This window comes from Variovorax sp. Varisp41, from assembly GCF_047325085.1.
Lineage (GTDB): Bacteria > Pseudomonadota > Gammaproteobacteria > Burkholderiales > Burkholderiaceae_C > Variovorax.
Genome location: NZ_CP168541.1, coordinates 1829733 through 1854223 on the forward strand (window position 1 = coordinate 1829733; position 24491 = coordinate 1854223).

21 protein-coding genes are annotated in these 24491 nt (G+C 70.1%); 17 read left to right on the top strand and 4 right to left on the bottom strand.

The window, feature by feature from the left end:
* Window positions 1-42: 42 nt before the first annotated feature.
* The 12 genes from ACEN9J_RS39860 to ACEN9J_RS39915 all read left to right on the top strand — a co-directional run bounded on the left by ACEN9J_RS39860 (window position 43) and on the right by ACEN9J_RS39915 (window position 15030).
* Complete coding sequence (locus ACEN9J_RS39860) at window positions 43-1299, top strand: aminotransferase class III-fold pyridoxal phosphate-dependent enzyme (protein ID WP_296736875.1); 1257 nt, start codon at window positions 43-45, stop codon at window positions 1297-1299.
* Between the two features lie 82 nt (window positions 1300-1381).
* Window positions 1382-2131 (top strand): GntR family transcriptional regulator, encoded by a 750-nt coding sequence (locus ACEN9J_RS39865; protein WP_261217384.1) that lies wholly within the window; start codon window positions 1382-1384, stop codon window positions 2129-2131.
* Window positions 2128-3015, top strand: a complete 888-nt coding sequence (locus tag ACEN9J_RS39870) for a transketolase (RefSeq protein ID WP_261217378.1) — start codon at window positions 2128-2130, stop codon at window positions 3013-3015. The genes ACEN9J_RS39865 and ACEN9J_RS39870 overlap by 4 nt, the downstream gene beginning before the upstream one ends.
* Entirely contained in the window at window positions 3012-4058 is a 1047-nt protein-coding gene (locus ACEN9J_RS39875; protein WP_261217376.1) for a transketolase family protein, read from the top strand. Before ACEN9J_RS39870 ends, ACEN9J_RS39875 begins: the two co-directional genes overlap by 4 nt.
* Complete coding sequence (locus ACEN9J_RS39880) at window positions 4055-5512, top strand: amidase (RefSeq protein ID WP_413765205.1); 1458 nt, start codon at window positions 4055-4057, stop codon at window positions 5510-5512. The genes ACEN9J_RS39875 and ACEN9J_RS39880 overlap by 4 nt, the downstream gene beginning before the upstream one ends.
* Window positions 5513-5564: 52 nt before the next feature.
* A complete protein-coding gene (locus ACEN9J_RS39885; protein ID WP_261217371.1) occupies window positions 5565-7835 on the top strand; it encodes a penicillin acylase family protein in 2271 nt (756 codons plus the stop codon).
* A gap of 198 nt (window positions 7836-8033) precedes the next feature.
* Complete coding sequence (locus ACEN9J_RS39890; RefSeq protein ID WP_261217369.1) at window positions 8034-9632, top strand: ABC transporter substrate-binding protein; 1599 nt, start codon at window positions 8034-8036, stop codon at window positions 9630-9632.
* A 12-nt stretch (window positions 9633-9644) separates the two neighbouring features.
* Complete coding sequence (locus ACEN9J_RS39895; RefSeq protein ID WP_261217367.1) at window positions 9645-10580, top strand: ABC transporter permease; 936 nt, start codon at window positions 9645-9647, stop codon at window positions 10578-10580.
* Between the two features lie 9 nt (window positions 10581-10589).
* Window positions 10590-11465, top strand: a complete 876-nt coding sequence (locus ACEN9J_RS39900; protein ID WP_057597733.1) for an ABC transporter permease — start codon at window positions 10590-10592, stop codon at window positions 11463-11465.
* A 10-nt stretch (window positions 11466-11475) separates the two neighbouring features.
* Window positions 11476-12558 carry an ABC transporter ATP-binding protein gene (locus ACEN9J_RS39905; protein ID WP_261217365.1) on the top strand — a complete coding sequence of 361 codons (1083 nt, stop codon included), beginning with the start codon at window positions 11476-11478 and terminating at the stop codon, window positions 12556-12558.
* The gene (locus ACEN9J_RS39910; RefSeq protein WP_208510001.1) at window positions 12555-13547 is read left to right on the top strand and encodes an ABC transporter ATP-binding protein; all 993 of its coding nucleotides are present in this window, start codon (window positions 12555-12557) and stop codon (window positions 13545-13547) included. Before ACEN9J_RS39905 ends, ACEN9J_RS39910 begins: the two co-directional genes overlap by 4 nt.
* Window positions 13548-13581: 34 nt before the next feature.
* Entirely contained in the window at window positions 13582-15030 is a 1449-nt protein-coding gene (locus ACEN9J_RS39915; protein ID WP_261217364.1) for an amidase, read from the top strand.
* Window positions 15031-15045: 15 nt separating this feature from the next.
* On the opposite strand, the gene ACEN9J_RS39920 is transcribed toward ACEN9J_RS39915, so the two are convergent.
* The 3 genes from ACEN9J_RS39920 to ACEN9J_RS39930 form a co-directional block, all read right to left on the bottom strand.
* Window positions 15046-17193: a LamG-like jellyroll fold domain-containing protein gene (locus tag ACEN9J_RS39920; RefSeq protein ID WP_261217362.1), complete on the bottom strand. Its 2148-nt coding sequence runs from the start codon at window positions 17191-17193 to the stop codon at window positions 15046-15048.
* Window positions 17194-17335: 142 nt separating this feature from the next.
* On the bottom strand, window positions 17336-18070 hold the full coding sequence (locus ACEN9J_RS39925; RefSeq protein ID WP_413765206.1) for an SDR family oxidoreductase: 735 nt from the start codon (window positions 18068-18070) through the stop codon (window positions 17336-17338).
* 37 nt (window positions 18071-18107) lie between these two features.
* Complete coding sequence (locus tag ACEN9J_RS39930; protein ID WP_261217349.1) at window positions 18108-18362, bottom strand: Atu4866 domain-containing protein; 255 nt, start codon at window positions 18360-18362, stop codon at window positions 18108-18110.
* Between the two features lie 222 nt (window positions 18363-18584).
* Between ACEN9J_RS39930 and ACEN9J_RS39935 the strand changes: the two genes are divergently transcribed.
* The 3 genes from ACEN9J_RS39935 (at window position 18585) to ACEN9J_RS39945 (ending at window position 20511) form a co-directional block, all read left to right on the top strand.
* Entirely contained in the window at window positions 18585-19478 is an 894-nt protein-coding gene (locus ACEN9J_RS39935) for a LysR family transcriptional regulator (protein ID WP_261217344.1), read from the top strand.
* A 106-nt stretch (window positions 19479-19584) separates the two neighbouring features.
* Complete coding sequence (locus tag ACEN9J_RS39940; protein ID WP_261217343.1) at window positions 19585-19929, top strand: hypothetical protein; 345 nt, start codon at window positions 19585-19587, stop codon at window positions 19927-19929.
* 207 nt (window positions 19930-20136) lie between these two features.
* Window positions 20137-20511: a hypothetical protein gene (locus ACEN9J_RS39945; protein WP_172705735.1), complete on the top strand. Its 375-nt coding sequence runs from the start codon at window positions 20137-20139 to the stop codon at window positions 20509-20511.
* 18 nt (window positions 20512-20529) lie between these two features.
* On the opposite strand, the gene ACEN9J_RS39950 is transcribed toward ACEN9J_RS39945, so the two are convergent.
* The gene (locus tag ACEN9J_RS39950) at window positions 20530-21579 is read right to left on the bottom strand and encodes a LacI family DNA-binding transcriptional regulator (protein WP_261217341.1); all 1050 of its coding nucleotides are present in this window, start codon (window positions 21577-21579) and stop codon (window positions 20530-20532) included.
* 162 nt (window positions 21580-21741) lie between these two features.
* Here ACEN9J_RS39950 and ACEN9J_RS39955 point away from each other — a divergent pair, with 162 nt between their 5' ends.
* Window positions 21742-22746 (top strand): Bug family tripartite tricarboxylate transporter substrate binding protein, encoded by a 1005-nt coding sequence (locus tag ACEN9J_RS39955; protein ID WP_057596975.1) that lies wholly within the window; start codon window positions 21742-21744, stop codon window positions 22744-22746.
* Between the two features lie 17 nt (window positions 22747-22763).
* The gene (locus ACEN9J_RS39960; RefSeq protein ID WP_261217340.1) at window positions 22764-24488 is read left to right on the top strand and encodes an N-acyl-D-amino-acid deacylase family protein; all 1725 of its coding nucleotides are present in this window, start codon (window positions 22764-22766) and stop codon (window positions 24486-24488) included.
* Window positions 24489-24491 lie beyond the last annotated feature (3 nt).

Sequence of the window (24491 nt, forward strand, 5' to 3'; positions counted from 1 at the left end):
TATCATGTGTCAAACTTCGAGAAAAGCAGCCAAGGATCCCGCATGCCGTCCGTGTCTTCCGCCGCCTCGTCTCCCCTGTCGAACCGTCACGATCTCCAGCTTCGGCAACGCGCCGCCAAGGTCGTGCCCGGCGGCATGACGGGGCACCTGAACGCGGCCTCGCTGCCCGCGGGCTACCCGCAGTTCTTCGAGCGCGGCCAGGGCTGCCGCGTCTGGGACGTCGACGGCAACGAATACATCGACTTCATGTGCAGCTGGGGCCCGAACCTGCTGGGCCATCACCATCCGGTGGTCGATGAAGCGGCGCGCAGGCAGCAGACGCTGGGCGACTGCCTCGACGGTCCCACGGCGCGCTTCGTCGAGCTGGCCGAGCGCTTCGTCGCGCGCAGCGCCCATGCCGACTGGGTGCTGTTCCAGAAGAACGGCACCGATGCCACCACCGTCTGCCTGATGGTGGCGCGCGCGGCCACCGGCAAGCGCAAGGTGCTGGTCGCGACCAAGGCCTACCACGGCGCAGACCCCTGGTGCACGCCGATCCCGCAGGGCATCACGCCCGAGGACCGCGCGCACCTGATCCACTACACCTACAACGACATCGCGAGCCTCGAGGCTGCCGTGGCCCAGGCAGGCACGGACCTCGCGGCCATCGTCTGCGCGGCCTTCAAGCACGACCTGGGCATCGACCAGGAGCTGCCCACGCCCGAGTTCGCGCGCCGTGCCCGCGAACTCTGCGACCGGGCCGGTGCCGCGCTGATCCTCGACGAGGTGCGCGCGGGCTTTCGCGTGCATGCGGGCGGCAGCTGGGAGACCGTGGGCGTGCGCCCCGACCTCAGCGCCTGGAGCAAGTCGATCGCCAACGGCTACGCGCTTGCGGCCGTGACCGGGGTCGACGCGTTGCGCGAAGCGGCGACGCGCATCTACACCACAGGCTCGTTCTGGTCGGGCGGCGTGGCGATGGCCGCGGGCCTGGCGACCATCGAAGTGGCCGATGCGCAGGACGTGGTGGGCCATGTGCAAGCCATGGGCCAGCGTTTCCGCGACGGCATCGCCGCGCAGGCTGCGAGCCATGGCGTGCCGGTGCGCCAGACGGGGCCGGCGGCGCTGCCGCTGATCCTGTTCGACGAAGACCCGGGCTTCGACAAGGGGGCGGTGTTCACGGTCGAGGCGCTGCGCCGCGGCGTCTACCTGCATCCCAGGCACAACATGTTCCTGTCGCTGGCACACACCGTGCAAGACATCGACACAGCCCTGCAGGCCACCGACGCGGCCTTCGCCGCCGTCGCCCAACGCTTCCGCTGAGCCGCTCCCGTGCGAGTCCCCGAAACGCGAACGCCACAATAGCCGCGCGATTCACGCACCCGCACTCAAGGAGAGAGAAGCCATGGCAACCCCCGTCATCAACGTGGTCGAACGCACCAACCTCGCGAGCCAGATCTACGAGCATCTGCGCGAGCAGCTGATGTCGGCCACTTTCCAGCCGGGCCAGCGCCTGAAGATCCGCGACCTGGCCAAGACCATGGGCACCAGCGAGACGCCGGTGCGCGAAGCCCTGATCCAGCTCGTGCGCGACCGCGCGCTCGAGATGAAGGAGGGCTACTTCATCCGCGTGCGCCAGCTCACGCTGGCCGAGTACCTCGAGCTGCGCGACATCCGCTTCGCGCTCGAGCCACTGGCCGCCGAGCGCGCGGTGCCATTGCTCGATAACGCCACGATCAAGCAGCTGACGGAAAGCCATCGCCTGTTGGTGCGCGCGGAGAAGACCAAGGACTACCGCGCGGCCCTGCAGCACAACTTCGATTTCCACTTCGGCATCTACCGACACTCGGGCATGCCGCAGCTCACCGAGCTGCTGGACCGCATCTGGGTGCAGGTCGGACCGATGCTGAACTTCCTCTACCCGCACGGCCATCCGACCTACGACGCCGAGCACCAGCACGTGAACGTGCTGCGCGGCCTGCAGCTGCGCGACACGGCGATGGTGCGCAAGGCCATCGAGGACGACCTGATCGAAGGCGGGCGCGACTTCGTGCGCGTGCTCGGTGAGATCGACGCCAATCCCGCGCGCGCCGAGGAATTGCTCGCGCTGCGCAACCAGCCACCCCCTTCCAGCAGAAAGAAAAGCCCGACATGACGGACCCCGGCAGCGCCCTGCATCCCACGGCATTCCCTCCCGACTGGCAACGCCGCGACCGCCTCGCGCTGCCCGTGCCGGAACTCCGGCGCGTGGCGCACACCTTGCGCCGCCAGGTCATCGAGCTCGTGCGCCGCCATGGCCAGGGCTATGTGCAGCAGGGCCTGGGCGCCGCCGAGATCTTCGCGAGCCTCTATTTCCACGAGGCACGCATCGACCCCGCCGATGCACGCTGGGAGGAGCGCGACCGCTGCATCCTCTCGACCGCGCACAACTCCGCGCTGTTCCATGCGGCGCTCGCGCTGCGCGGCATGATCCCCTCGGCCTCGCTCGACGACTACGTCAAGGACGGCTCGGCGCTCGAGATCAACGTCTCCGAGCGGCTCGGCCCCGTGGTCGAAGGCACCTTCGGCTCGCTGGGCCAGGGCATGTCGGTGGCCGCCGGCATGGCGCTGGCCTCACGCATCCGCGGCATCGACTACCGCGTGAACGTGGTGCTCGGCGACGGCGAGCTCGAGGAGGGTCAGGTCTGGGAGGCCGCGATGCTCGCGGGCTCCGAGGGCCTGCACAACCTTTGCGTGGTGCTCGACCTCAACTGGATGCAGGTCGAGGGCCATACCGACAGCGTGCTGCGCCTCTCGCCCATCGCCGACAAGTTCCGCGCCTTCAACTGGCAGGTGATCGAGCTCGACGGCCACGACCTCGAGGCGCTGCTCGCGGCCTTCGCCGCCGCGCGCGGGCAGAGCGCGCGGCCGACCATGATCGTCGCCACCACGGTGCCCGGCAAGGGCGTGAGCCTGCTCGAGGGCGTGATCAGCCACAACGCGAAGCTGCCGGCCGAGGTGGCCGACGCGGCGCTGCGTGAACTGGGAGAGATGGCATGAACGCGAACATCAAGGCGCCGGCGCGCACGCTCGAGGTCGAGGACTTCACGCAGGGCGGTGCCCACACCGCGATGTCAGCCGCGCAGTCGGCGGGTGCATCGGCGGTGCCGCGCTACTACGGCGAGGCGCTGCTCGCACTTGCGCGCGAACGCCGGAACATCGTCGCGCTCTCGGCCGACCTCACCTCGTCGACCGAGACCGACATCTTCCGCGACACCTTCCCCGAGCGCTTCCTGAACCCCGGCATCGCCGAGGCCAACATGGTGGGCGTGGCCGGCGGCCTCGCGCGCAGCGGGCTGCAGGCCTGGGTCCATACCTTCTGCGTGTTCGCCACGCGCCGGCCTTTCGACCAGATCGCGATGCAGGTCGCCTATCCGCGCACCGACGTCAAGATCGTCGGCTTCCTGCCGGGCCTGTCGACCATCCTCGGCGTGAGCCATCAGGCGATCGACGACATCGCGCTGATGCGGGCACTGCCGAACATGACGGTGATCGAACCCTCGGGCCCGGCGCAGGTGCCGGCCGCTGTACGTGCCGCGGCCGACCACAAGGGACCGGTGTACCTGCGGTTGCTGCGCGCGTCCGCGGCCCTGCCCGAGGGCACGCCCTGGGAGCCGCTCGAGCTCGGCCGCATCCAGCCGCTGGACGACGGCGATGGCGAGGCGCTGATCGTCGCGAGCGGCCTGATGGTCGAGCCCGCGAAGGCGGCGGCGCGCGCGCTGCGCGCGCAGGGCATCGCGGTCGCCGTGGCCAACGCGCACACGCTCAAGCCTTTCGACGAGGCCTTCATCCAGCGGCAGCTCGCCCGCCGGCGCCTGATCGTGACGGTGGAGAACCACTCGATCGTCGGCGGCCTGGGCTCGGCCGTGGCCGAGGTGCTGGCCGAGGCCGGTGCCGGCACGCGGCTGGTGCGCCTGGGCGTGCGCGACCGTTTCGCGCAGGGCGCCTCGATGCCCTGGCTGTTCGAACGCCACGGCCTCACGGCGCAGGGCATCGCCGACGCGGTGCGCGCGGCCTTGGCGTCGGGCGAGAAGACGCGATGACCGACACCGTGCTGGTGCCCGAGCTCTGCCGGCTACCCGCGCGCGAGCTGGCGGCGCTGATCCGGCGCCGCGCGCTGTCGTCGCGCGAGGTGGTGAGCGCCTTCCTGCAGCAGGTCGATGCGCTCAACCCGCGCTTCAACGCGATCGTCTCGCGCGTCGAGCGCGAACAGGTGCTCGCCGAGGCCGACGCGGCCGATGCGGCGGTGGCGCGCGGCGACGCGCTGGGCGCTCTGCATGGCCTGCCGCAGGCCATCAAGGATACGGCGCCGGTGCGCGGCATGCGCTCCACCTTCGGTTCGCCGCTGTTCGCCGACCACCTGCCGGCGGCCGACGCGATCATGGTCGAGCGCATGCGCGCGGCCGGCGCGATCTTCATCGGCAAGACCAACGTGCCCGAGTTCGGCCTGGGCTCGCACACCTACAACCCGGTGTTCGGCGCCACCGGCAATGCCTGGGACCCGCGCTTCAGCGCCGGCGGCTCCAGCGGCGGCACGGCAGTGGCGCTCGCGCTGCGCATGCTGCCGGTGGCCGATGGCGCCGACATGGGCGGCTCGCTGCGCAACCCCGCGGCCTTCAACAACGTGCTGGGCCTGCGGCCCTCGCAGGGGCGGGTGCCGTTCTGGCCGCGCGGCGATGCCTTCGCCGGGCAACTGACCACCGAAGGCCCGATGGGCCGCAGCGCCGACGACCTCGCGCTGCTGCTGTCGGTGCAGTCGGGCTACGACGTGCGCGCGCCGCTGTCGCTCGACGGCGCGGTTCCCGACTGGCACGACCGCCTCGAGCGCGATTTCGCCGGCGCTCGCATCGGCTGGCTCGGCGACCTCGGGGGCCACCTGCCGTTCGAGTCCGGCATCCTCGCGCTGTGCGAATCGGCGCTCGCGCGCTTCGGCGAAGCGGGCCTGCGGGTCGAGCCGGTGCGCACCGACTTCGACTGGGAACGCGTCTGGCACGCCTTCACCGTGCTGCGCCAGTTCATCATCGGCGGCAAGCATGGCGCGCACTACGACGTGCCGGCCTCGCGCGCGCTGCAGAAGCCCGAGCTGCAATGGGAAATCGAGCAGTACCGCAAGCTCTCGGCCGACGACCTCTACCGCGCCGCGCTCGACCGCACCGCCTGGTACGACTGCCTGCTGGGCCTGTTCGAGCGGCACGACTTCCTCGCGCTGCCGACCGCGCAGGTCTTCCCCTTCGCGATCGAGGAGCACTGGCCGCGCGAGATCGCGGGCCGTGCCATGAGCAGCTACCACCGCTGGATGGAGGTGGTCACGCCCGGCACGCTGTCGGGCTGTCCGGTCATCAGCCTGCCGGTGGGCTTCGATGGGCGCGGCCTGCCGATGGGCATGCAGATCATCGGCCGTCCGCGCGACGACCTGTCGGTGCTGCAGCTCACTCATCTCTACGAGAGCCTCAGTCCCTTCCTGCGGATGGCGCCGCCCGCGCTGCGCATGGATTGAGGGGCGGGCTCCCGCACACGCACAGAACGAACGAGACAAGGAGCACCACCCGATGAACACGACCCACCCGCTCAAGGGACTGCACGCCCCGGTGGACCTGTGGCGCGATGCCTGGGGCATTCCGCATCTGCGCGCCGCCAACGCCGACGACGCCTTCTTCGCGCTCGGCCATGTGCATGCGAGCGACCGCCTGTGGCAGATGGACGCGCTGCGCCGCCGTGCGATCGGCCGCTATGCCGAATGGATCGGCCCGGCCGCCGTGCCGATGGACATGCTGGTGCGCCGGCTCGGCCTGGCCGAGTGCAGCCGCCGCGACCTCGCCGCGCTCGGCGCCCCTGCGCGCGCCATGCTCGCGGCCTACACCGCGGGCGTGAACGCCTTCATTGCGAAGGGCGCGCTGTCGCCCGAGTACGCGCTGCTCGGCGAGGCGCCCGAGCCCTGGGAGGAATGGCACAGCATCGCGGTGCTGCGCCAGACCGGGCTGCTGCTGAACTCGGTCTATCCGAAGCTGTGGCGCGCCATCGCGCTGCCGGTGATCGGCGCCGAGGCCATCGATCGCCTGCGCATGGACGACGGCGGCGAGGAACTGGTCTGCCTGCCGCCGGGTTCGCTGGCCGGGCGCCTGTCGCCCGACATGGCCGAGCTGGCCGATGCCATCTCGGCCTTCATCGGCGAGGCCGACACCGAGGCGGCCGGCGGCGGCAGCAACAACTGGGCGGTGCATGGCAGCCGCACGCGCAGCGGCCGGCCGCTGGTGGCGGGCGATCCGCACCGTGTGCTCGACATGCCCAACATGTACCTGCAGTGCCACCTGGCCTGCGATGCCTTCGACGTGATCGGCCTGACCTCGCCGGGCGTGCCGGGCTTTCCGCACTTCGCGCACAACCCCGACGTGGCGTGGTGCGTGACGGTGGCCTTCGTCGACACGGCCGACGTCTACCTCGAGCGTTTCGAGGACGAAGGCCGGCGCTACCTGCGCAGCGACGCGCCCGGCGGCGGCGATGCGCAATGGGCCGAGGTCGAGCGCCGCGTGGAACGCATCCGCGTGCGCGGCCAGGCCGACGTGGACTGCGAGATCCTCGTGACCGCGCGCGGCCCGGTGGTGGCCGGCGACGCGAAGAGCGGCAACGCGCTGGTGCTGCGCCATTCGGCCGACGTGGAGGCCGACCGCTCGCTCGACTGCATGCGCCCGATGATGGAGGCGCGCAGCGTCGATGCACTGTTCGAGTCGGTGCGCGGCTGGGGCCTGGTCGACCACAACCTGGTGGCCGGCGACACGCAGGGCCACATCGGCCACCACGTGCGCGCCAAGGTGCCGCGGCGCGCGGCCGCCAACGGCTGGCTGCCGGTGCCGGGCTGGCTCGATCGCCATGCCTGGAAGGGCTGGATCGACTGGGAGCGCATGCCGCGCCAGATCGATCCCGCAGCGGGCCTCATCGTCACCGCCAACAACCGCGTGATCGAGCGCCATGACGACTATCTCTGCACCGACTGCCATCCGCCGCACCGCGCGCAGCGCATCTGGCAGCTGCTGGTGGCGATGGAATCGGCCGATGTCGCGGGCATGGAGGCCGTGCACCGCGACACGCTGAGCCTGCCGGCGCGCGAAATCTGTGCGCGGCTCGCACCGTTGACGCTGGCCGATGCCCCATCGCGTGCATTGCGCGACCGCCTCGTGGCCTGGGATGCGCGCCTCGAGGCCGACTCGCAGGAAGCCGATGCCTATGTTTCGCTGCGCATGGCGCTGGCGCGCGCGGTGGCGCGGCGCAGCGGGCTCGCCGCGCTCGACGTGAGCCGGCAGCGCACCGTGCCGCCCGGCTTGGCGATCGACTACCAGCTCGGCTGGTGCGTGCCGCAGTTGCTGCGTGCCGACGATCGCGCGCTGCTCGGCGGCGCGAACTGGGACGAGGTGCTGACCGAGGCCCTGGCCGAGGTCGCACGCCTGCCGGTGGCGGCATGGGGCGAGCGGCACCGGCTCGAACTGCGCCATCCGCTGGCGCCGGTGTTCCCCGCCGAGCCCTTGGTGGCGCAGCGCGACATGGGCGCGATCGGCGGCGACAACGAGACCGTCTTCACCACCGGCTACCTGCCGCACCTGGGCCCGCACGCGCACTACGCCTCGCTGGCGCGCTACGTGTTCGACGTGGGGCAGTGGGAGGCCTGCCGCTGGATCGTGTTCCACGGCGCGGCCGGCGATCCGCGCGATGCGCACTACGCCGACCAGAGCGACACCTGGCGGCGCGCGGAAACGGTGCCGATGCACTACGACTGGCGCACCGTCGCGGCCGAAGCCGCTTCGCACGCGCGGCTCACGCCGGCCTGAGGCCGCGGCGCGCGAGCGCCGCTGGCACCGCGCCTACCGCAAGGTCGGCGCAAAAAAGAGAAAGCGCGCACAGCTCTTGCATGGGAGATGCCCGGATTGTCTTCGTTTGACACATGATATATCGTGTATCAAATTTCATATTGAGAGATTTCCAGCGTTTTTCCACGAACCCTCGAAACCCTGAAAGGAACCCGGCTCATGAAGAATTCCCCTCCCCTGTACGCACGGCTCGCCGGCTGGGCGGTGGCATGCGCGATGGGCGCGGCCGCGACCGCCGTGTGCGCGCAGAACGCACCCGCGCCGGCCAAGACCCTGCGCATGGCGATCAACAACGACCTCAAGGTGGTCGACCCGCTGTTCAGCAACACCTACGTGACGCGCGACTACGGCTACATGGCCTTCGACACGCTGTTCTCGCGCGACAGCAAAGGCGAGCCCAAGCCGCAGATGCTCGAGCGCTTCACCCAATCGCCCGACAACAAGGCCTGGACCTTCACGCTGCGCCCTAGCCTGAAGTTCTCCGATGGCAGCGCCGTGACATCGGCCGACGTGGTGGCCACGCTGCAGCGCTGGGCCAAGCGCGCGACCATGGGCCTGCTGCTGGCCGACTCGGGCGCGGAGTGGAAGGTGGTCGACGACAAGACCTTCTCGCTGCAGCTCAAGGAGGGCATGGGTCAGGTGCCGCTGATCCTCGCGGCCAAGACGCTGTTCATCGTGCCCGAGAAGCAGGCCAAGGCCTTCCCCGACGCGCCGATCCCCGAACCCATCGGTTCGGGCCCGTTCATCTTCAAGCGCGACGAATGGATCCCGGGCAACCGCATGGTGTTCGTGCGCAATCCCAACTACGTGCCGCGCAGCGAGCCGGCCGATGGCCTGGCCGGCGGCAAGCGCGTGAAGCTCGACCGCGTCGAGTGGCGCTACATGCCCGATGCCAACACCTCCACCTCGGCGCTGAAGAACGGCGAGGTCGACATCGTCAACGTGGTGCCGCCCGACTACCAGGCCGCGCTGCGCACCGACGCCAACGTGCGTCTCGCGCAGACCGGCATCTGGCAGCCGTTCATGGTGGCCAACACGCTGGCGCCGCCGTTCAACAACCCGAAGGCGCGCGCGGCGCTGCTGCACCTGGTGAACCAGGAGGAGATCCTCGCGGGCATGGGCTTCACGCCCGAGCCCGGCAAGTCCTTCTACTGCCCGGCGGTGTTCATGTGCGGCGCGCCCAACGAGACCGCCGCGGGCGCGGAAGCCTTCAGGAAGCAGGACTTCGAGAAGGCCAAGGCGCTGCTCAAGGAGGCCGGCTACAAGGGCGAGAAGATCGTGTTCCTGCAGCCCACCGACGGCACGCAGTCGATGGCCGCGCTGATCTGGATCCAGTACCTGAAGAAGGCCGGCCTGAACCTCGACGTGCAGGTGATGGACCAGTCCTCGGTGCTGGCGCGCGTCTACAAGAAGGAAGGCCCGGCGCAGGGCGGCTGGAGCCTCTACCTCACGGCCTCGAAGAACGCCGACGTCGACACGCCGCTGACCAACGGCTGGGTGCTCTCGTCGTGCAAGGGCAGCGTGGTGCCGGGCTGGCCCTGCGACGCGAAGATCGACGAACTGCGCGACGCCTGGATCCGCGAGGGCGATGCCGCCAGGCGCAAGCAGCTGGTGGACAACCTGCAGCGCCGCTTCTATGAGGCGCCGCCCTACATCCCCTACGGCCAGTACCCGGCCACCTTCGCGGCGCGCAAGGACGTGAAGGGCACCGAGCTGTTCGGCATGGGCATCCCGATCATGTGGAACGTCGAGAAGTAAGGGGACCGCGGCATGGAATATGTGATCCGGCGCGTGCTCGCCACGGTGCCGGTGATGCTGGTGGTGTCGGTGATCGTGTTCCTGCTGATCCACCTCGCCCCCGGCGATCCGGTTTTGCTGATCGTCGGCGACTTCGCCACACCCGAGCAGATCGCGCAGACGCGTGCCGCCCTGGGGCTGGACCAGCCGCTGTGGCACCAGTTCGTGGTCTGGGTCGGCAACGTGGTGCGCGGCGACTTCGGCGTCTCGCTGTTCAACCAGATGCCGGTGTCGCAACTGCTGGGCCAGCGCATCGGCGCCACGCTGTCGATCGCCTTCTTCACCATCCTGGTGGCGGTGCTGCTGTCGATCCCGCTGGGCGTGCTCGCGGCCTACCGCGCCGGCAGCTGGATCGACCGGCTGGTGATGGTGTTCGCGGTGTGCGCGTTCTCGATGCCGGTGTTCCTCACCGGCTACCTGCTGGTCTACACCTTCGCGCTCAAGCTGCAGTGGCTGCCGGTGCAGGGCTACCGCGGCATCGCCGAGGGCGTGCTGCCCTGGCTCAAGCACCTGGTGCTGCCGTGCCTGAACCTCGGGCTGCTCTACACCGCGCTGCTCACGCGCATGACGCGTGCGTCGATGCTCGAGGTGCTGCACGAGGACTACATCCGCACCGCGCGCGCCAAGGGCCTGGGCGTGCTGCCGGTGCTGGGCCATGCGCTGCGCAACGCGGCGATCCCGATCGTCACCACCATCGGCGTGGGCATCGCGCTGCTGCTGGGTGGCGTGGTGGTCACCGAGACCGTGTTCTCGATCCCCGGACTCGGCAGCCTGGTGGTCGACGCGGTGCAGCACCACGACTACCCGGTGATCCAGAGCCTGCTGCTGCTGTCGGCGGCGGCCTATGTGCTGATCAACCTGCTGGTCGACCTGAGCTACAGCCTGTTCGACCCGCGCATCCGCTATTGAGGCCCGCGAATGACCGAAGCCATCCTGAACCCCGGCGCCGCGCGGCGTCCTCCCTCGCCGGCGCTGCGGCTGCTGCGCAAGCACTACACGCTGATCCTCGGCGTGCTGATCCTCCTGGTGGTGGTCACGGCCGCGCTGGGCGCGCCGTGGATCGCGACCCACGATCCGCAGGCCATCAACCCGATCGCACGCATGAAGGCGCCCTCGGCCGAGCACTACTTCGGCACCGACGCACTCGGGCGCGACACCTTCAGCCGCGCCGTCTGGGGCGCGCGCGTCTCGCTCGTGACCGGCGCCTCGGTGGCGCTGCTGGCCACGCTGCTGGGCGTGCTGCTCGGCCTGCTGGCGGGCTTCGTGCGCTGGACCGACGGACCGATCATGCGCGTGATGGACGGCCTGATGGCGATCCCCGGCATCCTGCTGGCGATCGCGCTGATGGCGCTCACCAAGGCCAGCCTGACGACGGTGATCGTCGCCATCACCGTGCCCGAGGTGCCGCGCATGGTGCGGCTGGTGCGCGCGCTCTCGCTGTCGCTGCGCGAGCGGCTCTACGTGGAGGCCGCGCATGCGCTGGGCACGCGGCTGCGCACCATCCTGTGGCGGCACGTGCTGCCCAACATCCTGGCGCCGCTGCTGGTGCAGGCCACCTTCATCGCCGCATCGGCCGTGCTGGCCGAGGCCGCGCTGTCCTTCCTCGGCGTCGGCGTGCCGCCGCAGGTGCCGAGCTGGGGCAACATGATCTCGGAAGGCCGCAACCTGATCGCGATCGTGTTCTATCCCATCGTGTTCCCGGGCCTGCTGCTCGGGCTCACGGTGCTGGCGATCAACCTGCTGGGCGACGGCCTGCGCGATGCGCTCGACCCGCACGTGGCGCGCCAGCTCTGAGGACATGTCCATGAACGACACCCCCCTGGCCGCCAAGGGCGCGGCGCATCGCGCGGGCGATGCGCCGCTGCTCGAGATCGATGGCCTGCACACCTACTTCGACACCCTGGCCGGCGAGGTGCGCTCGGTCCACGGCGTCTCCTACCGCGTCGAGGCCGGCCAGACGGTCGGCGTGGTCGGCGAGTCGGGCTGCGGCAAGAGCGTGACGGCGCTGTCCGTGATGCGGCTGATCCAGACCCCGCCCGGGCGCTTCGCCGGCGGCGCCATCCGCTACCGCGGCACCGACCTCCTGAAACTCGGCGAGGCCGAGATGCGCCGCATCCGCGGCAACCGCATCTCGATGATCTTCCAGGAGCCGATGACCTCGCTGAACCCGGTGCTGACCGTGGGCCGGCAGATCGCCGAGACCGTCATGCTGCACCAGCAGGTGGGCCGCCGCGAGGCACTGGCGCGCGCCACCGAGATGCTGCGGCTGGTGCAGATCCCCGAGCCGCAGCGGCGCGTGAACGAGTATCCGCACCAGCTCTCGGGCGGCATGCGCCAGCGCGTGATGATCGCGCTGGCCCTGGCCTGCCATCCCGAACTGCTGATCGCCGACGAGCCCACCACCGCGCTCGACGTGACGATCCAGGCCCAGATCCTCGAGCTGCTGCGCGGCCTGCAGCGCGAGCTCGGCATGGGCATCGTGATGATCACGCACGACCTCGGCGTGGTGGCCGAATGCTGCGACCGCGTGGTCGTGATGTATGCGGGGCGCAAGGTGGAGGAGGCCGACGTGCTCGACCTGTTCGAGCGGCCGCTGCATCCCTACACGCGCGCGCTGATGGCCTCGATGCCATCGATGAACACGCACAGCGCGCGGTTGACCGAGATCCCCGGCATCGTGCCCTCGCCGCACGAGGCGGTGCGCGGCTGCGCCTTCGCGCCGCGCTGCGGTTTCGCGAGCGAGCGCTGCCGCAACGAGGTGCCGCCGCTCGAGGAACACGGCGCGGGTGCGTCGCACCTGTCGGCCTGTTTCCATGTCGAGGAGCTGGTGCGCACGACCGAAGTACCGACGGCCCAGGCCGTCCTGATGCAGGAGGCCGGCGCATGAGCACGAACGCGACAACCGAGGCGGGCACGCCCCTGCTCGAGGTGCGCGACCTGCGCAAGCACTACCAGTCGCCGGGCTCGTGGATCTCGCGGCGCAAGGCCTCGAAGGTCTATGCGGTCGACGGCGTGTCGTTCTCGGTGGCCGCGGGCGAGACGCTGGCGCTGGTCGGCGAATCGGGCTGCGGCAAGACCACCACCGGCAAGTCGATCCTGCGCCTGATCGAGCCGACCTCGGGCACGGTGCGGCTCAACGGCCGCGACCTGCTGTCGCTCGACGCGGGCGCGATGCGCGAGCAGCGGCGCGAGATGCAGATCATCTTCCAGGACCCCTACGCCTCGCTCAATCCGCGCATGACGGCCGGCGAGCTGGTGGCGGAGCCGCTGCGCAACTTCGGCGAGTCGAACGGCGCGCAGCGCAACGAGCGCGTGGCGTGGCTGTTCTCGAAGGTCGGCCTGCGGCCCGAGGCCATGAAGAAGCTGCCGCACGAGTTCTCGGGCGGCCAGCGCCAGCGCCTGGGCATCGCGCGCGCGCTGGCGCTGAACCCGAAGCTGATCGTCTGCGACGAGCCGGTATCGGCGCTCGACGTGTCGGTGCAGGCGCAGGTCATCAACCTGCTGACCGACCTGCAGGCCGAGTTCGGCATCGCCTACCTGTTCGTCGCGCACGACCTCGCGGTGGTGCGCCACATCAGCCACCGCGTGGCCGTGATGTACCTCGGCAAGATCGTCGAGATCGCCGGGCGCGACACGCTGTTTCGCGCGCCGCTGCATCCCTACACCGAGATCCTGCTGTCGGCGGTGCCCGTGCCCGACCCGCGCGTGCGCACGCAGCGCCGGCTGCTCAAGGGCGATCCGCCCAACCCGGCCGCGCCGCCCTCGGGCTGCCGCTTTCACACGCGCTGCCCGATGGCGCAGGCGCGCTGCGCCGAGGAGGAGCCGGTGCTCGAACAAAAGACGGCGGGCCAATGGGTGGCCTGCCATTTCCGCTGACTGCAAATCCACTCACACAAGGAAAGCGATACCGATGATTGCCGAATACGACAAGCTCGATGCCGTGGCCATGGCCGACCTGGTCCGCCGCCGCGAGCTCAAGGCAGAGGAACTCCTCGACGAGGCCATTGCCCGCACCGAGGCGCGCGACACCGTGCTCAACGCCGTCACCACGCGCTTCTTCGACCTCGCGCGCGACCGCATCGCGCAGGGCCTGCCCGACGGCCCGCTGCGCGGCGTGCCCTTCCTGCTCAAGGACCTGGGCGTGTTCTACGCCGGCACCAAAACCACCAGCGCCTCGCGCCTGTTCGCCGACTTCAGCTCGCCGATCGACAGCACCCTGGCCGAGCGCTACGTGCGCGCCGGCCTCGTGATCTTCGGCAAGTCGAGCCTGTCGGAATTCGGCATCAGCGCCACCAACGAGCCCGAGATGTTCGGCCCCTGCCGCAACCCGTGGAGCCTGGAGCACACCACGGGCGGCTCGAGCGGCGGTGCCGCCGCGGCCGTGGCCGGCGGCATCATCCCGAGCGCGCACGCGGCCGACGGCGGCGGCTCGATCCGCATCCCCGCTTCGCACTGCGGCCTGTTCGGCCTCAAGCCCACGCGCGCGCGCGTGCCGCTCGGCCCGCACATCAGCGAGAGCTGGGCCGGCATGACCATCCATCACGTGGTGACGCGCTCGGTGCGCGACAGCGCCGTGCTGCTCGACGTCTCGCAGGGCGCCGCGCCCGGCGATCCGTACTGGGCGCCGCCGCCCGCGGCCTCGTACCTCGAGCTGACGAAGCGTGATCCGCAGCGCCTGCGCATCGCCGTCTCGCTCAAGTCCTTCGAGGCCGTGGCGCTCGATCCGCAGGTACGCGCCGGCGTCGAGAACGCGGCGAAGCTGTGCGAATCCCTGGGCCACCAGGTCGAGTGGGTCGATCCCGCGCTGGACGACGTGATCTCCGACGACGAGTACATCCAGTGCCGCGCCGACATCATCCACGCCAGCATGTACACCTCGCTGCTGCGCCGCAACCGGCAACTGGGCCGCGACTTCAGCGGCCGCGACCTGCAGCGCGTGACCGCGCTGTTCGCCGAGGCCGGCCGCGAGGTCAGCGCGCAGACCTACCTCAACGCCATCCAGACCCTGCAGCGCGCGAGCCGCGCCCTGGGCCAGCAGTTCGAGAAGTGGGACGTGCTGCTCGGACCCGTCTGCGCCACGCCGCCGCACAAGCTCGGCGTGGTCGACATGGAGAGCACCGACCTCGCGAGCTACAAGGCCATCGCGCGCAGCCACACGGGCTACACCTCGATCTGGAACGTGGCCGGCAACCCCGCGATGTCGGTGCCGCTGCACTGGTCGAAGGAAGGCCTGCCGATCGGCGTGCAGTTCACGGGACGCTTCGGCGCGGAGGACACGCTGTACCAGCTCGCGGGGCAGATCGAGCGCGCGGCGCCGTGGGCGGACCGCCGGCCGGAAGCGTTTCCGGCCACGTCCTGAAGTTGTCCCGCGCCCCTAGCGCCGCGCGGTGAGCCACTGCGACGGCGTCAATGCCGCCGCGACCACGCGCACCTCGCCGATGTTGCCGAAGAAGCCGTCGGCGCGGTCGCCGTCCCACGAGCCGCCGCCCACCACCCAGGGCGAGCTCGCCGACAGCGTGGCGAGGCCGGGGATCGCGGCGGCGTTGCGCAGCACCGGTGCGCCTTCGACGTACATGGTGGTGTCGTGCGAGACCGGGTCGTTCACGATGGCGATGTGCACCCAGCGGTCGGCGATCACCTCGCCCGACCAGTTGGCCTTGGGCTCGCGCCGGCCCGCGGGGCTCGGCACCACCTCCCACTGCACCTCGCGCAGGCTCGAGATCGCGAACAGCATCGGCGGCGATTCACCGTCGCCGCCCGCATAGCCCGCGAGGTCGCCGCGGCGGCCGTCGCGCGTCATGATGTTCATCCACGCCTGGTTGCCGCTGGTCCAGCTCTTGTCGATCTTGACGAAGGCCTCGACCGTGTAGCCGCTCTCCAGCGTCTGCGCATTGATCGGCGCGCTGGCGTCGGTGAGGAAGTAGCTCAGGCGCGGCGTGTTCTTGTTGGTGTTGAGGAAACGCACCGAGCCCGGCGCCGCCGACAGGTGGTGGCGGTCGTCGGTCCAGACCACGTCGCCATTGGCCGCGCCCTTCACGCCGCCCTGGTCGAGCGCATCGCGGTGCAGCGGGTTGTTGCCCGTGACGTCGGCCACCACCGTGCCCGGCAGCACCGGCTGGTTGAGCGCGCCGCCGAAGAAGCGCCAGTGCGCCAGCGTGTTCGCGACCTTCGGATAGTCCTCCGCGTCGGCGGCGGGGCGCTGCGCGACGGTCTCGGGATCCTTGTAGTTGGCGAGGATCATCGCGCGCGCCTTGTCGACCAGCGAACCCTCGATGACCGCGCTGCCGCTGGCGAAGGCCTTGTTGAAGCCGGCGAAGCGCTGCGCGAAATCCATTTCGATCTCGAAGGCCTCGTTGGGCGTGATCAGCACCGCCTGGTCGAAGGCGTTGAGCGTGGCGGCCGGCTTCTGCGGCACCCACGGCGAGAACGACAGCACCTTGATCTTCTTGTTCGTCAGGTCGAACTCGTAGAGGCGCATCAGGCCGTTGCCGCCCTGGTAGGCCATCTGGTAGTCCACCACCATCTCCTCGACCTTGTGGCCGAAGTCGTTGGTCTTCGTGAGGTGCGCGGCGCCATGGTGGTGGCCGTTGAGCGTCATGAAGATCTGGTCGTTGTCGCGGATCAGCTTCTCCCACAGCATCTTGCCGTAGTCGGTCTCGAGCGGACTGGTGCCGTCGGCATCGATATTGAGCAGCTGGTGGTTCGACAGGATCACCGGCAAGGTCGGGTTCTTCGCGATCACCTGGCGCGCCCAGGCGATGCCCGCGGCGGAGATGCGCCACGACAGCGACAGCACCATGAACTTCTGGCCCTGCGCCTCGAACACGTGGTACTCGTGGAAACCGCTCGGGTCGCGCCCGCCGAAGGTGGCCTGCTTCTTCGCGCGCTCGGTGCCGAACCACTGGATGTAGGGCTCCTTGCTCGGGTCGCGGTCGGCGTCGGTGCCGCCGACCGGGTCGACGCCGTAGTCGACGTCGCGCAGCACGTCGTGGTTGCCGGCCAGCACGCTGTAGGGCAGCTTCGCGTCCTCGAGCAGCTTCATCGCCGCATCGGCCACCTTCCACTGGTCGGGCTTGCCGACCTGGTCGACCACGTCGCCGAGGTGGATGGTGAAGGGGATGTTGAGCGCCTTGGCGTTGTCGGCGATCCACTTCGTCTGCGCGGCGAAGGGCGCGCTGCCGAAGCGCTTGTCGTACTGGTCGCTCTCGGCCGCGGTGGCGTAGCGTGCATAGAACTGGGTGTCGGGCATCACGGCCAGCGCGAAGCTCGAGATCTTCGCGGCGACCGCTGGCGCCGGTGCCGGCGCGGGGGCCGCCGGGGCGGGCGCGGGCAGGGCGCCCAGCACCGGCGAGCCGCCGCCACCACCGCCACAGGCGGCGAGCAGCGCGCCGCTGCCGCCGAGGGTCAGCAGCGAGGCGCCGAGCTTGAGCAGGTCGCGCCGCGGCGGCGTGGTGGATTCGGGTGCGGAAGGCGAGGCGTCGCGCGGCTCGGTCGTGCCGCGCGGATCGTCGGGGAAATTCATTGCAAGCTGAACGAAAGGATGAAGGCGCGCAGCGTAGGAAGACGGGGTGACGTGGGCGTGTCAGCGGCGTGACGCTTGCGGCTGTCATGTAGATCGCGCGCCGGACGCTTGAAGCGACGCCCGGCGCGAATCGAAGCGCCGATCAATGCGCGCTGGCAGTCGGCCGAATGACGATCTCGCTCGTGTCCACGTCCTCGGGCTGCGAGATCGCGAAGTCGATGGCGCGCGCGATCGCCGATGCGCTGATGGCCACTTTCCTGAACTCCTTCATCTCGTCGCGGCCCTTCTGGTCCGAGATGGTGTCGGCCAGTTCCGATTCGGTCACGCCTGGGCTGATCGTCGTGACGCGGATGTCCTGGTGCTCCTGGCGCAGGCCCTCGGAGAGGGCCCAGACCGCGTACTTGGTCGCGCAATAGACGGCCGCCGTGGGCGAGACGGCGTGCGCACCGACCGACGCGACGTTCACCACGTGGCCCGCGCCCTGCTTCTGCATGGTGGGCAGCACGGCGGCAATGCCGTGCAGCACGCCGCGGATGTTGACGTCGATCATCCGGTCCCATTCCTCGAGCTTGAGCGAGGCGAGCGGCGACAGGGGCATGACGCCGGCGTTGTTGACGATGACGTCGATGCGGCCGAAGCGCGCGATGGCGTGGGCCGCGAAGGCCTGCACGTCCTCGCGCCGCGTCACGTCGAGTGCGCGGGCCTCGGCGATGCCGCCGGCGGCGACGATGTCCGCGACGATCCGATCCAGCCGCTCGGTGCGCCGCGCGCCGAGCAGCACGGTGGCGCCGTTCTGCGCGAGCAGGCGGGCGGTGGCTTCGCCGATGCCGCTGCTGGCGCCGGTGATGAGGATGACCTTGGAAGTCTTTGCGTTCATGGTGGGTTCTTTCTGGGGTTGGAGAAGAGGGTTCGGGTCATCGGGGGGCGCCGGGCGCGACGCGCCTGAGCACCATCCCGCCGTGATGCAGCACGCCATCGATGAAGTCGCCATCGGCCGTGAAGCCCGTGTCGTCGACGTACTCGATGTGGTTGCCTTCGATGACGTAGCGGCCGCGGTAGGCGCTCTCGCGATTGCCGCGCGCCTCGTCATAGCGGCCGTTGGGAAGCAGCTGATGGCGCACGTGGCCGTCGCCGGTCACCCACATGCCGAGATAGGGATGCGTTGTCATGTCCGATTCCTTGGAAGATCGAGCCTGGGCTCGGTGGGGGGCGGCGAGGGCCGTGCCGAGGGCCAGGAGCCCGAGGCTCAGCAGACCGCGCCGCGTGGGTTTCCGGCGCTTGCAGGCTGCTGGAGAAGGGGTGGTTCGTGAAGTCATGGGCTCACTTTAGGAAGGCGCGGCGGTTAAGAGAACTCCCCGATCGCTGACTGCGCCGGTTAGCATTGCTAACCAATGGACGCCGACTTCAACCTGTTGCGCTTCTTCCTCGCGGTCGCGAAGGCGCAGAACTTCCGCGCCGCCGCGGACCATCTGGGCGTCACGCGTTCGGCCGTCAGCCAGGGCATCCGGCGGCTCGAGGACAGCCTGGGCATCGCGCTGGTCCAGCGCTCGACGCGCCACGTGCGCCTGACCGAGGCGGGCGAAGCGCTGCACCGGCAGATTGCCGAGCCGCTGTCGACGGTGGGCGCGGCGCTGGAGGAGGCCGCGGTCGAAGGCCCCTCGCGCGGCGTGCTGCGGGTGGCGGTGACCTCGATCGCCGAGCGCTTCCTCTCGGGCCCGCTGATCGGCAGCTTCGCGGCGGCCCATCCCGGCGTCACGCTCGACGTGACCGTGACCGACGACGAGTCGGACATCGTCGCCGCGGGCTTCGATGCCGGCGTGCGGCTCGGCGAGGTCATCGAGCAGGACATGGTGGCGGTCCCGCTCACCGGGCCGCAGCGCCAGATGGTCGTGGCGAGCCCGGCCTACCTGGCCGCGCACGGCGTGCCGACGCATCCGCGCGAGCTGCTCGCGCATTGCTGCATCGGATGGCGCCGTTCGCTCAAGGAAGCGCCGTACCGCTGGGAGTTCCGCGAGGACGGACGCGACTTCGCGCTGACGGTGGAACCGAGGATCACCACCAACGACATGCTGCTGATGATCCGCACCGCGCTCGCGGACACCGGCATCACGATCGGCATGGAGGAGACCTTCCGGCCCTACATCGATCGCGGCGAACTGGTCTCGGTGCTCGACGATTTCCTGCCGAGCTTCGCGGGCTTCTTCCTGTACTTTCCGAGCCGCCGGAACCAGCCGCGCAAGTTGCGCGCGCTGGTCGATCACGTCAGGGCCTTCGCGCAACGCTGAGCCCGTGCCGTGGGTGCCCGGCACGGCATCGCCGGTGTCGCGCAACCCCACGTTCGGGGGAGGCCGCGAGGCCCGGCGCGGCCGGGGCTTTGGCGACAATGGACCGATGCTTCTTTCTCCTCCGAGCGGTATGGATCGTGTGCAGGGTCTGGCGGCGCGGCTGGGTTGCAGCGTGGCCGTCCATTGCGAGCCCTATGGCCGCCCCAAGGCCGCCGTGATGGGCGGTGTCTCGAGCCTCGCGATGACGCTCAAGGCGTTCGGCGGGCGCTGGGACAGGACGGAGCGGGTCTACGTCTTCGCCAGCTGGTCGATGCTCGAGGCCGCCCTGGCGCATTGCGTCGCGCACGGGAGCGACTCCCCCCGTGTCGGCTCCGGCGCTCCGGCCACATGTCACGCGCGACCCGCAATGCACCTTCGGCTATCGGTCTCCGAAGGGTCTATGAAGAAATGAATATGGAAGTTTTACAAAAAATGTAGCCAAATAGCGCTTCCCCGTGCGGATCGCGGTTCGGCGCAGCGCGCTTCCGTCACCCGCGGGGAAGTTCAGGGCCGGCCCTGGACCATTCGACGGGCCGGGCAGGCGACGTGGCGTCGCGCGCTTGGGGAGGAAGGGCCTCGAGGCCCAGGGGACGATCCGTAGAGAAAGCGTGAATGAGCCATGGATCATCGTGCCGCTTCAATGGCGGTTGACTCGTTCGGGTCGAACTCGTTTTCGGTCGACATCGAGCTGCCCGTGCTCCTCAATGGGCGACGCCAGACCAGTCCGGCGCGAGTCGTCTTCAAGAAAATCCCCCGCGAAGCGCTCACCCGCTGGATGCTCGACCAGGACGGCTGCTACCGCTCGGACAAGGACCTCCTGACCGAGGTGCTGCTGGACGTGGTGAACCCCTACAGGCCCACGCAGCGCTCGGCCACGTCGATGCTCAACGATGCGATCGGCGACGAGCGGACCGCGGCGTTCCTCGTCGCGGTTTTCCTCCAGCATTGCCAGGCGCCCGGACCCGGGCAGACGCTGCTCCAGGACCCGGGCTGAAACGATCCTCGCGCCGTGTCAGCGCGGCACCGGGCCCGTGCTCGCGCGCTCCATCAGCCGCACCGGCAAGGCGACGGGCGCCGCGGCCGAACCCGCGCCCAGCCGCGCCAGCAACTGCCGTCCCGCCTGCTCGCCGATCTCGCGGATCGGCAGGTGCACGGTGGTCAGCGGCGGATGCAGGTAGGGCGCGAAGTCGTTGTCGTTGAAGCTCGCGACCGACAGCCGGCGCGGCACCTCGATGCCGGCCTGGTCGAGCGCGGCCAGCGCGCCGGCCGCGAGGTAGTCGCTGCCGCAGACGATGGCGCTGACCGGGGGCTCGCGGCGCGCGATGGCCTGCATGGCTTCGAAGCCTTCGCGAAAGCCGTGCTCGGTCTCGACCACGGCATCGCCGTGCAGCGCGAGCGAGCGCTCGGCCATCGCGAGCTTGAGGTCGCGCAGCCGGCGCCGGGCGCGCTCGCTGTCCGCGGTGCGCCCGCCGATGTAGCCGAGGCTGCGATGGCCGAGCGCGCGCAGGTGCTCGACGACCAGCACGGCGGCGGCCTGCTCGTCGAAGCCGATGCTGCTGCCGGTGGCATCGGGCGGCGCCCACATGCACACGAAGGGCGTGTGGCTCGCGCCGAGCATGGCGAGCACCTGCGGCGGCTGCTCGGCACCGAGCAGCGCCACCGCGTCGACGCCGCGCTCGAGCAGCGTGCGCAGGATGGCCGTGTCGCCGGTGGCCCGCGGCTCGGGCGCGGACAGCAGCAGCGTGTAGCCGCCGGCGGCCAGCGTCGTTTCGAGCGCCTGGATCAGCGCCGGGAACGACGAGCTGCCGAAGCGCGGCACGATCGCGCCGACCGTCATCGTGCGGCGCATCGCGAGCGCGCGCGCGGTGCCGTTGGCCACATAGCCGAGCTGCTCGACCGCCGCCATCACGCGCAGCCGGGTCGGCTCGCTGATCATGTCCGGCCGGCTCAGCACGCGCGACACGGTGCCGGTCGACACGTCCGCGAGCGCCGCGACATCGGCCAGCGAGGCGGCGCGGGCGGCGGGCGCCCGTGGGGTGGAAGGGGAGCGGGTGGCGGTCATGAGCGGGCGATGGACAGCGCATGTTAGCCGCCCCGTGCAAGCGCATGCATGCCTAGGTGCTAACCCCGGGGTCGCCTGGATTCGATTGCTCCTATGCTTCGTGCAAGCGCTTGCACCAACCGCCTGGAACGCGCTGGCGGGCCCACGAATGGAGACAGTCCGATGCATCCGATCCCAACGCTTCGCCGCGCGCTGCTCGCTGCCGCCGCGCTCGCCGCCGCCTGCACGGCGGCACCGGTCGCGCTGGCGCAGCCCGCCGCCTGGCCCGTTCCCGGCAAGCCGATCCGCATCGTCGTGCCCTTCCCCGCGGGCTCGGGCTCCGACGTCACGGCCCGGGTGATCGCCAAGCTGATGACCGATGAGCTCGGTGGCGCGCCCGTGATCGTCGACAACAAGCCCGGCGCCGGCACCTTCATCGGCGCGCAGGAGGTGGCGCGCGCTCCCGCCGACGGCCACACGCTGCTCTACACCATCGTCATCACGCACACGCAGAACCCGCACCTGTATTCGAAGCTGCCCTACGACCCGGTCAGGGACTTCACGCCGCTGGCGCAGATGGTGAAGTCGGCCACGGTGCTGATCGCGCCGCCCGATGCGCCGTTCAGGAACATCGGCGAACTCGTGGCCTATGCCAGGGCGAACCCGGGCAAGCTCAACTACGCCTCGTTCTCGCAGGGCTCGACCTCGCACCTGAATGGCGAACTGCTGCAGATGCGCACCGGCACGAAGATGACGCACGTGCCCTACAAGGGCACGGCCGATGCCTCGCGCGCGCTGGTCGCGGGCGAGGTGCAGCTGTACTTCGACGGCACCGCCACGGCGGTGCAACTGATCAAGGCCGGCAAGGCCATCGGCCTCGGCACGGCCACGCCGGCGCGCGTGCCGGTGCTGCCCGACATGCCGACCATCGCCGAGCAGGGCGTGAAGGGCCTGGACATCGTGGGCTGGCAGGGCATCTTCGGGCCCGGCCACATGGACCCCGCCGTCGCGAAGAGGATCGGCGACCTGCTCGCGAAGATCGCGCGCTCGCCCGAGATGCTCAAGCTGATCGAGACGCAGGGCAACGAACCATCGGGCGCCTCGGGCCCCGCCTTCGCCGCCATCGTGAAGAACGACAGCGAGCGCTGGGGCGAGGTCATCAAGGCCGCCAACATCAAGCTCGACTGAGCGCAGGAGACATCGGAATGTTCGACACCATCATCCGCGGCGGCACGCTGGTCGACGGCAGCGGAGACCCGCGCTTCACGGGCGACATCGGCATCGTCGGCGGGCGCATCGCCGAGGTCGGCGGCAGGCTCGGTGCCGCGCATCGCGAGATCGATGCGCACGGCGCCATCGTCACGCCCGGCTGGGTCGACGTGCACACGCACTACGACGGCCAGGTGACCTGGGACCCCTATCTCAGTCCTTCCACCGACCATGGCGTGACCAGTGTCGTGATGGGCAACTGCGGCGTCGGCTTCGCGCCGGTGCACCGCGACAGGCGCGAGTGGCTCATCAGCGTGATGGAGGGCGTGGAGGACATTCCGGGCACCGTGCTGGCCGAGGGCATCGACTGGCAGTGGGAGAGCTTCCCCGAGTACCTCGACGCGCTCGAGCGCATGCCGCGCGCGCTCGACGTCGGCGCGCAGATTCCGCACTCGGCGCTGCGCACCTACGTGATGGGCGAGCGCGGCATCACGCACGACGAGGCCACGCCCGCCGACATCCAGGCCATGGTGCAACTGGTGCGCGAGGGCATGCGGGCCGGCGCGCTGGGCTTCTCGACCAGCCGCACCATCATCCACAAGTACCAGGGTCGCAAGTACCCGCCGGGCACCTTCGCCTCGCCCGACGAGATCCTCGGCATCGCGCGCGTGCTCGGCGAGGTCGGCCACGGCGTCTTCCAGATGACGTCGAACCACTACCAGATGGAGACCGAGCTGCCGTGGATGACGCAGCTCGCGCGCGAGAACAACCTGCCGGTGGCCTTCGCGCTGGTGCAGACCGACCAGACGCCCGACACCTGGAAGCGCCTGCTGGCCGCGCTCGACGAGACCCACCGGCAGAACGTGCCGCTCTATGGCGCCGTGGCGGGCCGGCCCGCGGGCATCCTGATGGCCTGGCTCGGTTCCACCCATCCGTTCATGGCGCATCCGCTGTGGCAGCAGATCGCGCCGCTGCCCTGGGACGAGAAGCTCGCGCGCCTGCGCGACCCGGCGGTGCGCGCGCAGCTGACCGACATGGACGCGCTGGCCGGCGCGGCCCGGCACGACAGCCGCATGGCCTACCTGACGCAGAGCTTCCACAAGATGTATGCGCTGGGCGCCGAGCCCGACTACGAGCCGCCGCAGGAACGCAGCGTGGCCGCGATCGCGCAGCGCGAGGGACGCACACCGCTGGAGGTGGTCTACGACATGCTGATGGACCTCGACGGCAAGGGCATCGTCTACTTCCCGAGCTTCAACTACGCCTACAACGACCTGAGCCAGCTGCATGCCGAGCTGCAGCATCCGCGCACGATGATGAGCCTGGCCGATGGCGGCGCGCACTGCGGCTACATCTGCGACGTCAGCATGCCGACCTACATGCTCACCCACTGGGCGCGCGACCGCAGCCGCGGACCCACGCTGCCGCTCGAGCTGATGGTGCAGCGGCAGACGCGCGACACCGCGCGCATCTACGGCCTGGAGGACCGCGGCCTGCTGCGGCCGGGCTACCTGGCCGACATCAACATCATCGATTTCGACCGGCTGCGCATCCCGCCGCCCCATGTCGCCTTCGACCTGCCGGCCGGCGGACGGCGATTGGTGCAGACCGCCGAGGGCTATCGCGCGACGCTGAAGGCGGGGCAGACCATCATGGAGAACGGGGAGCGCACGGGGGCGCTGCCCGGGAAGCTGATGCGGGGGCCGCAGCGCCGCGGGTGAGGG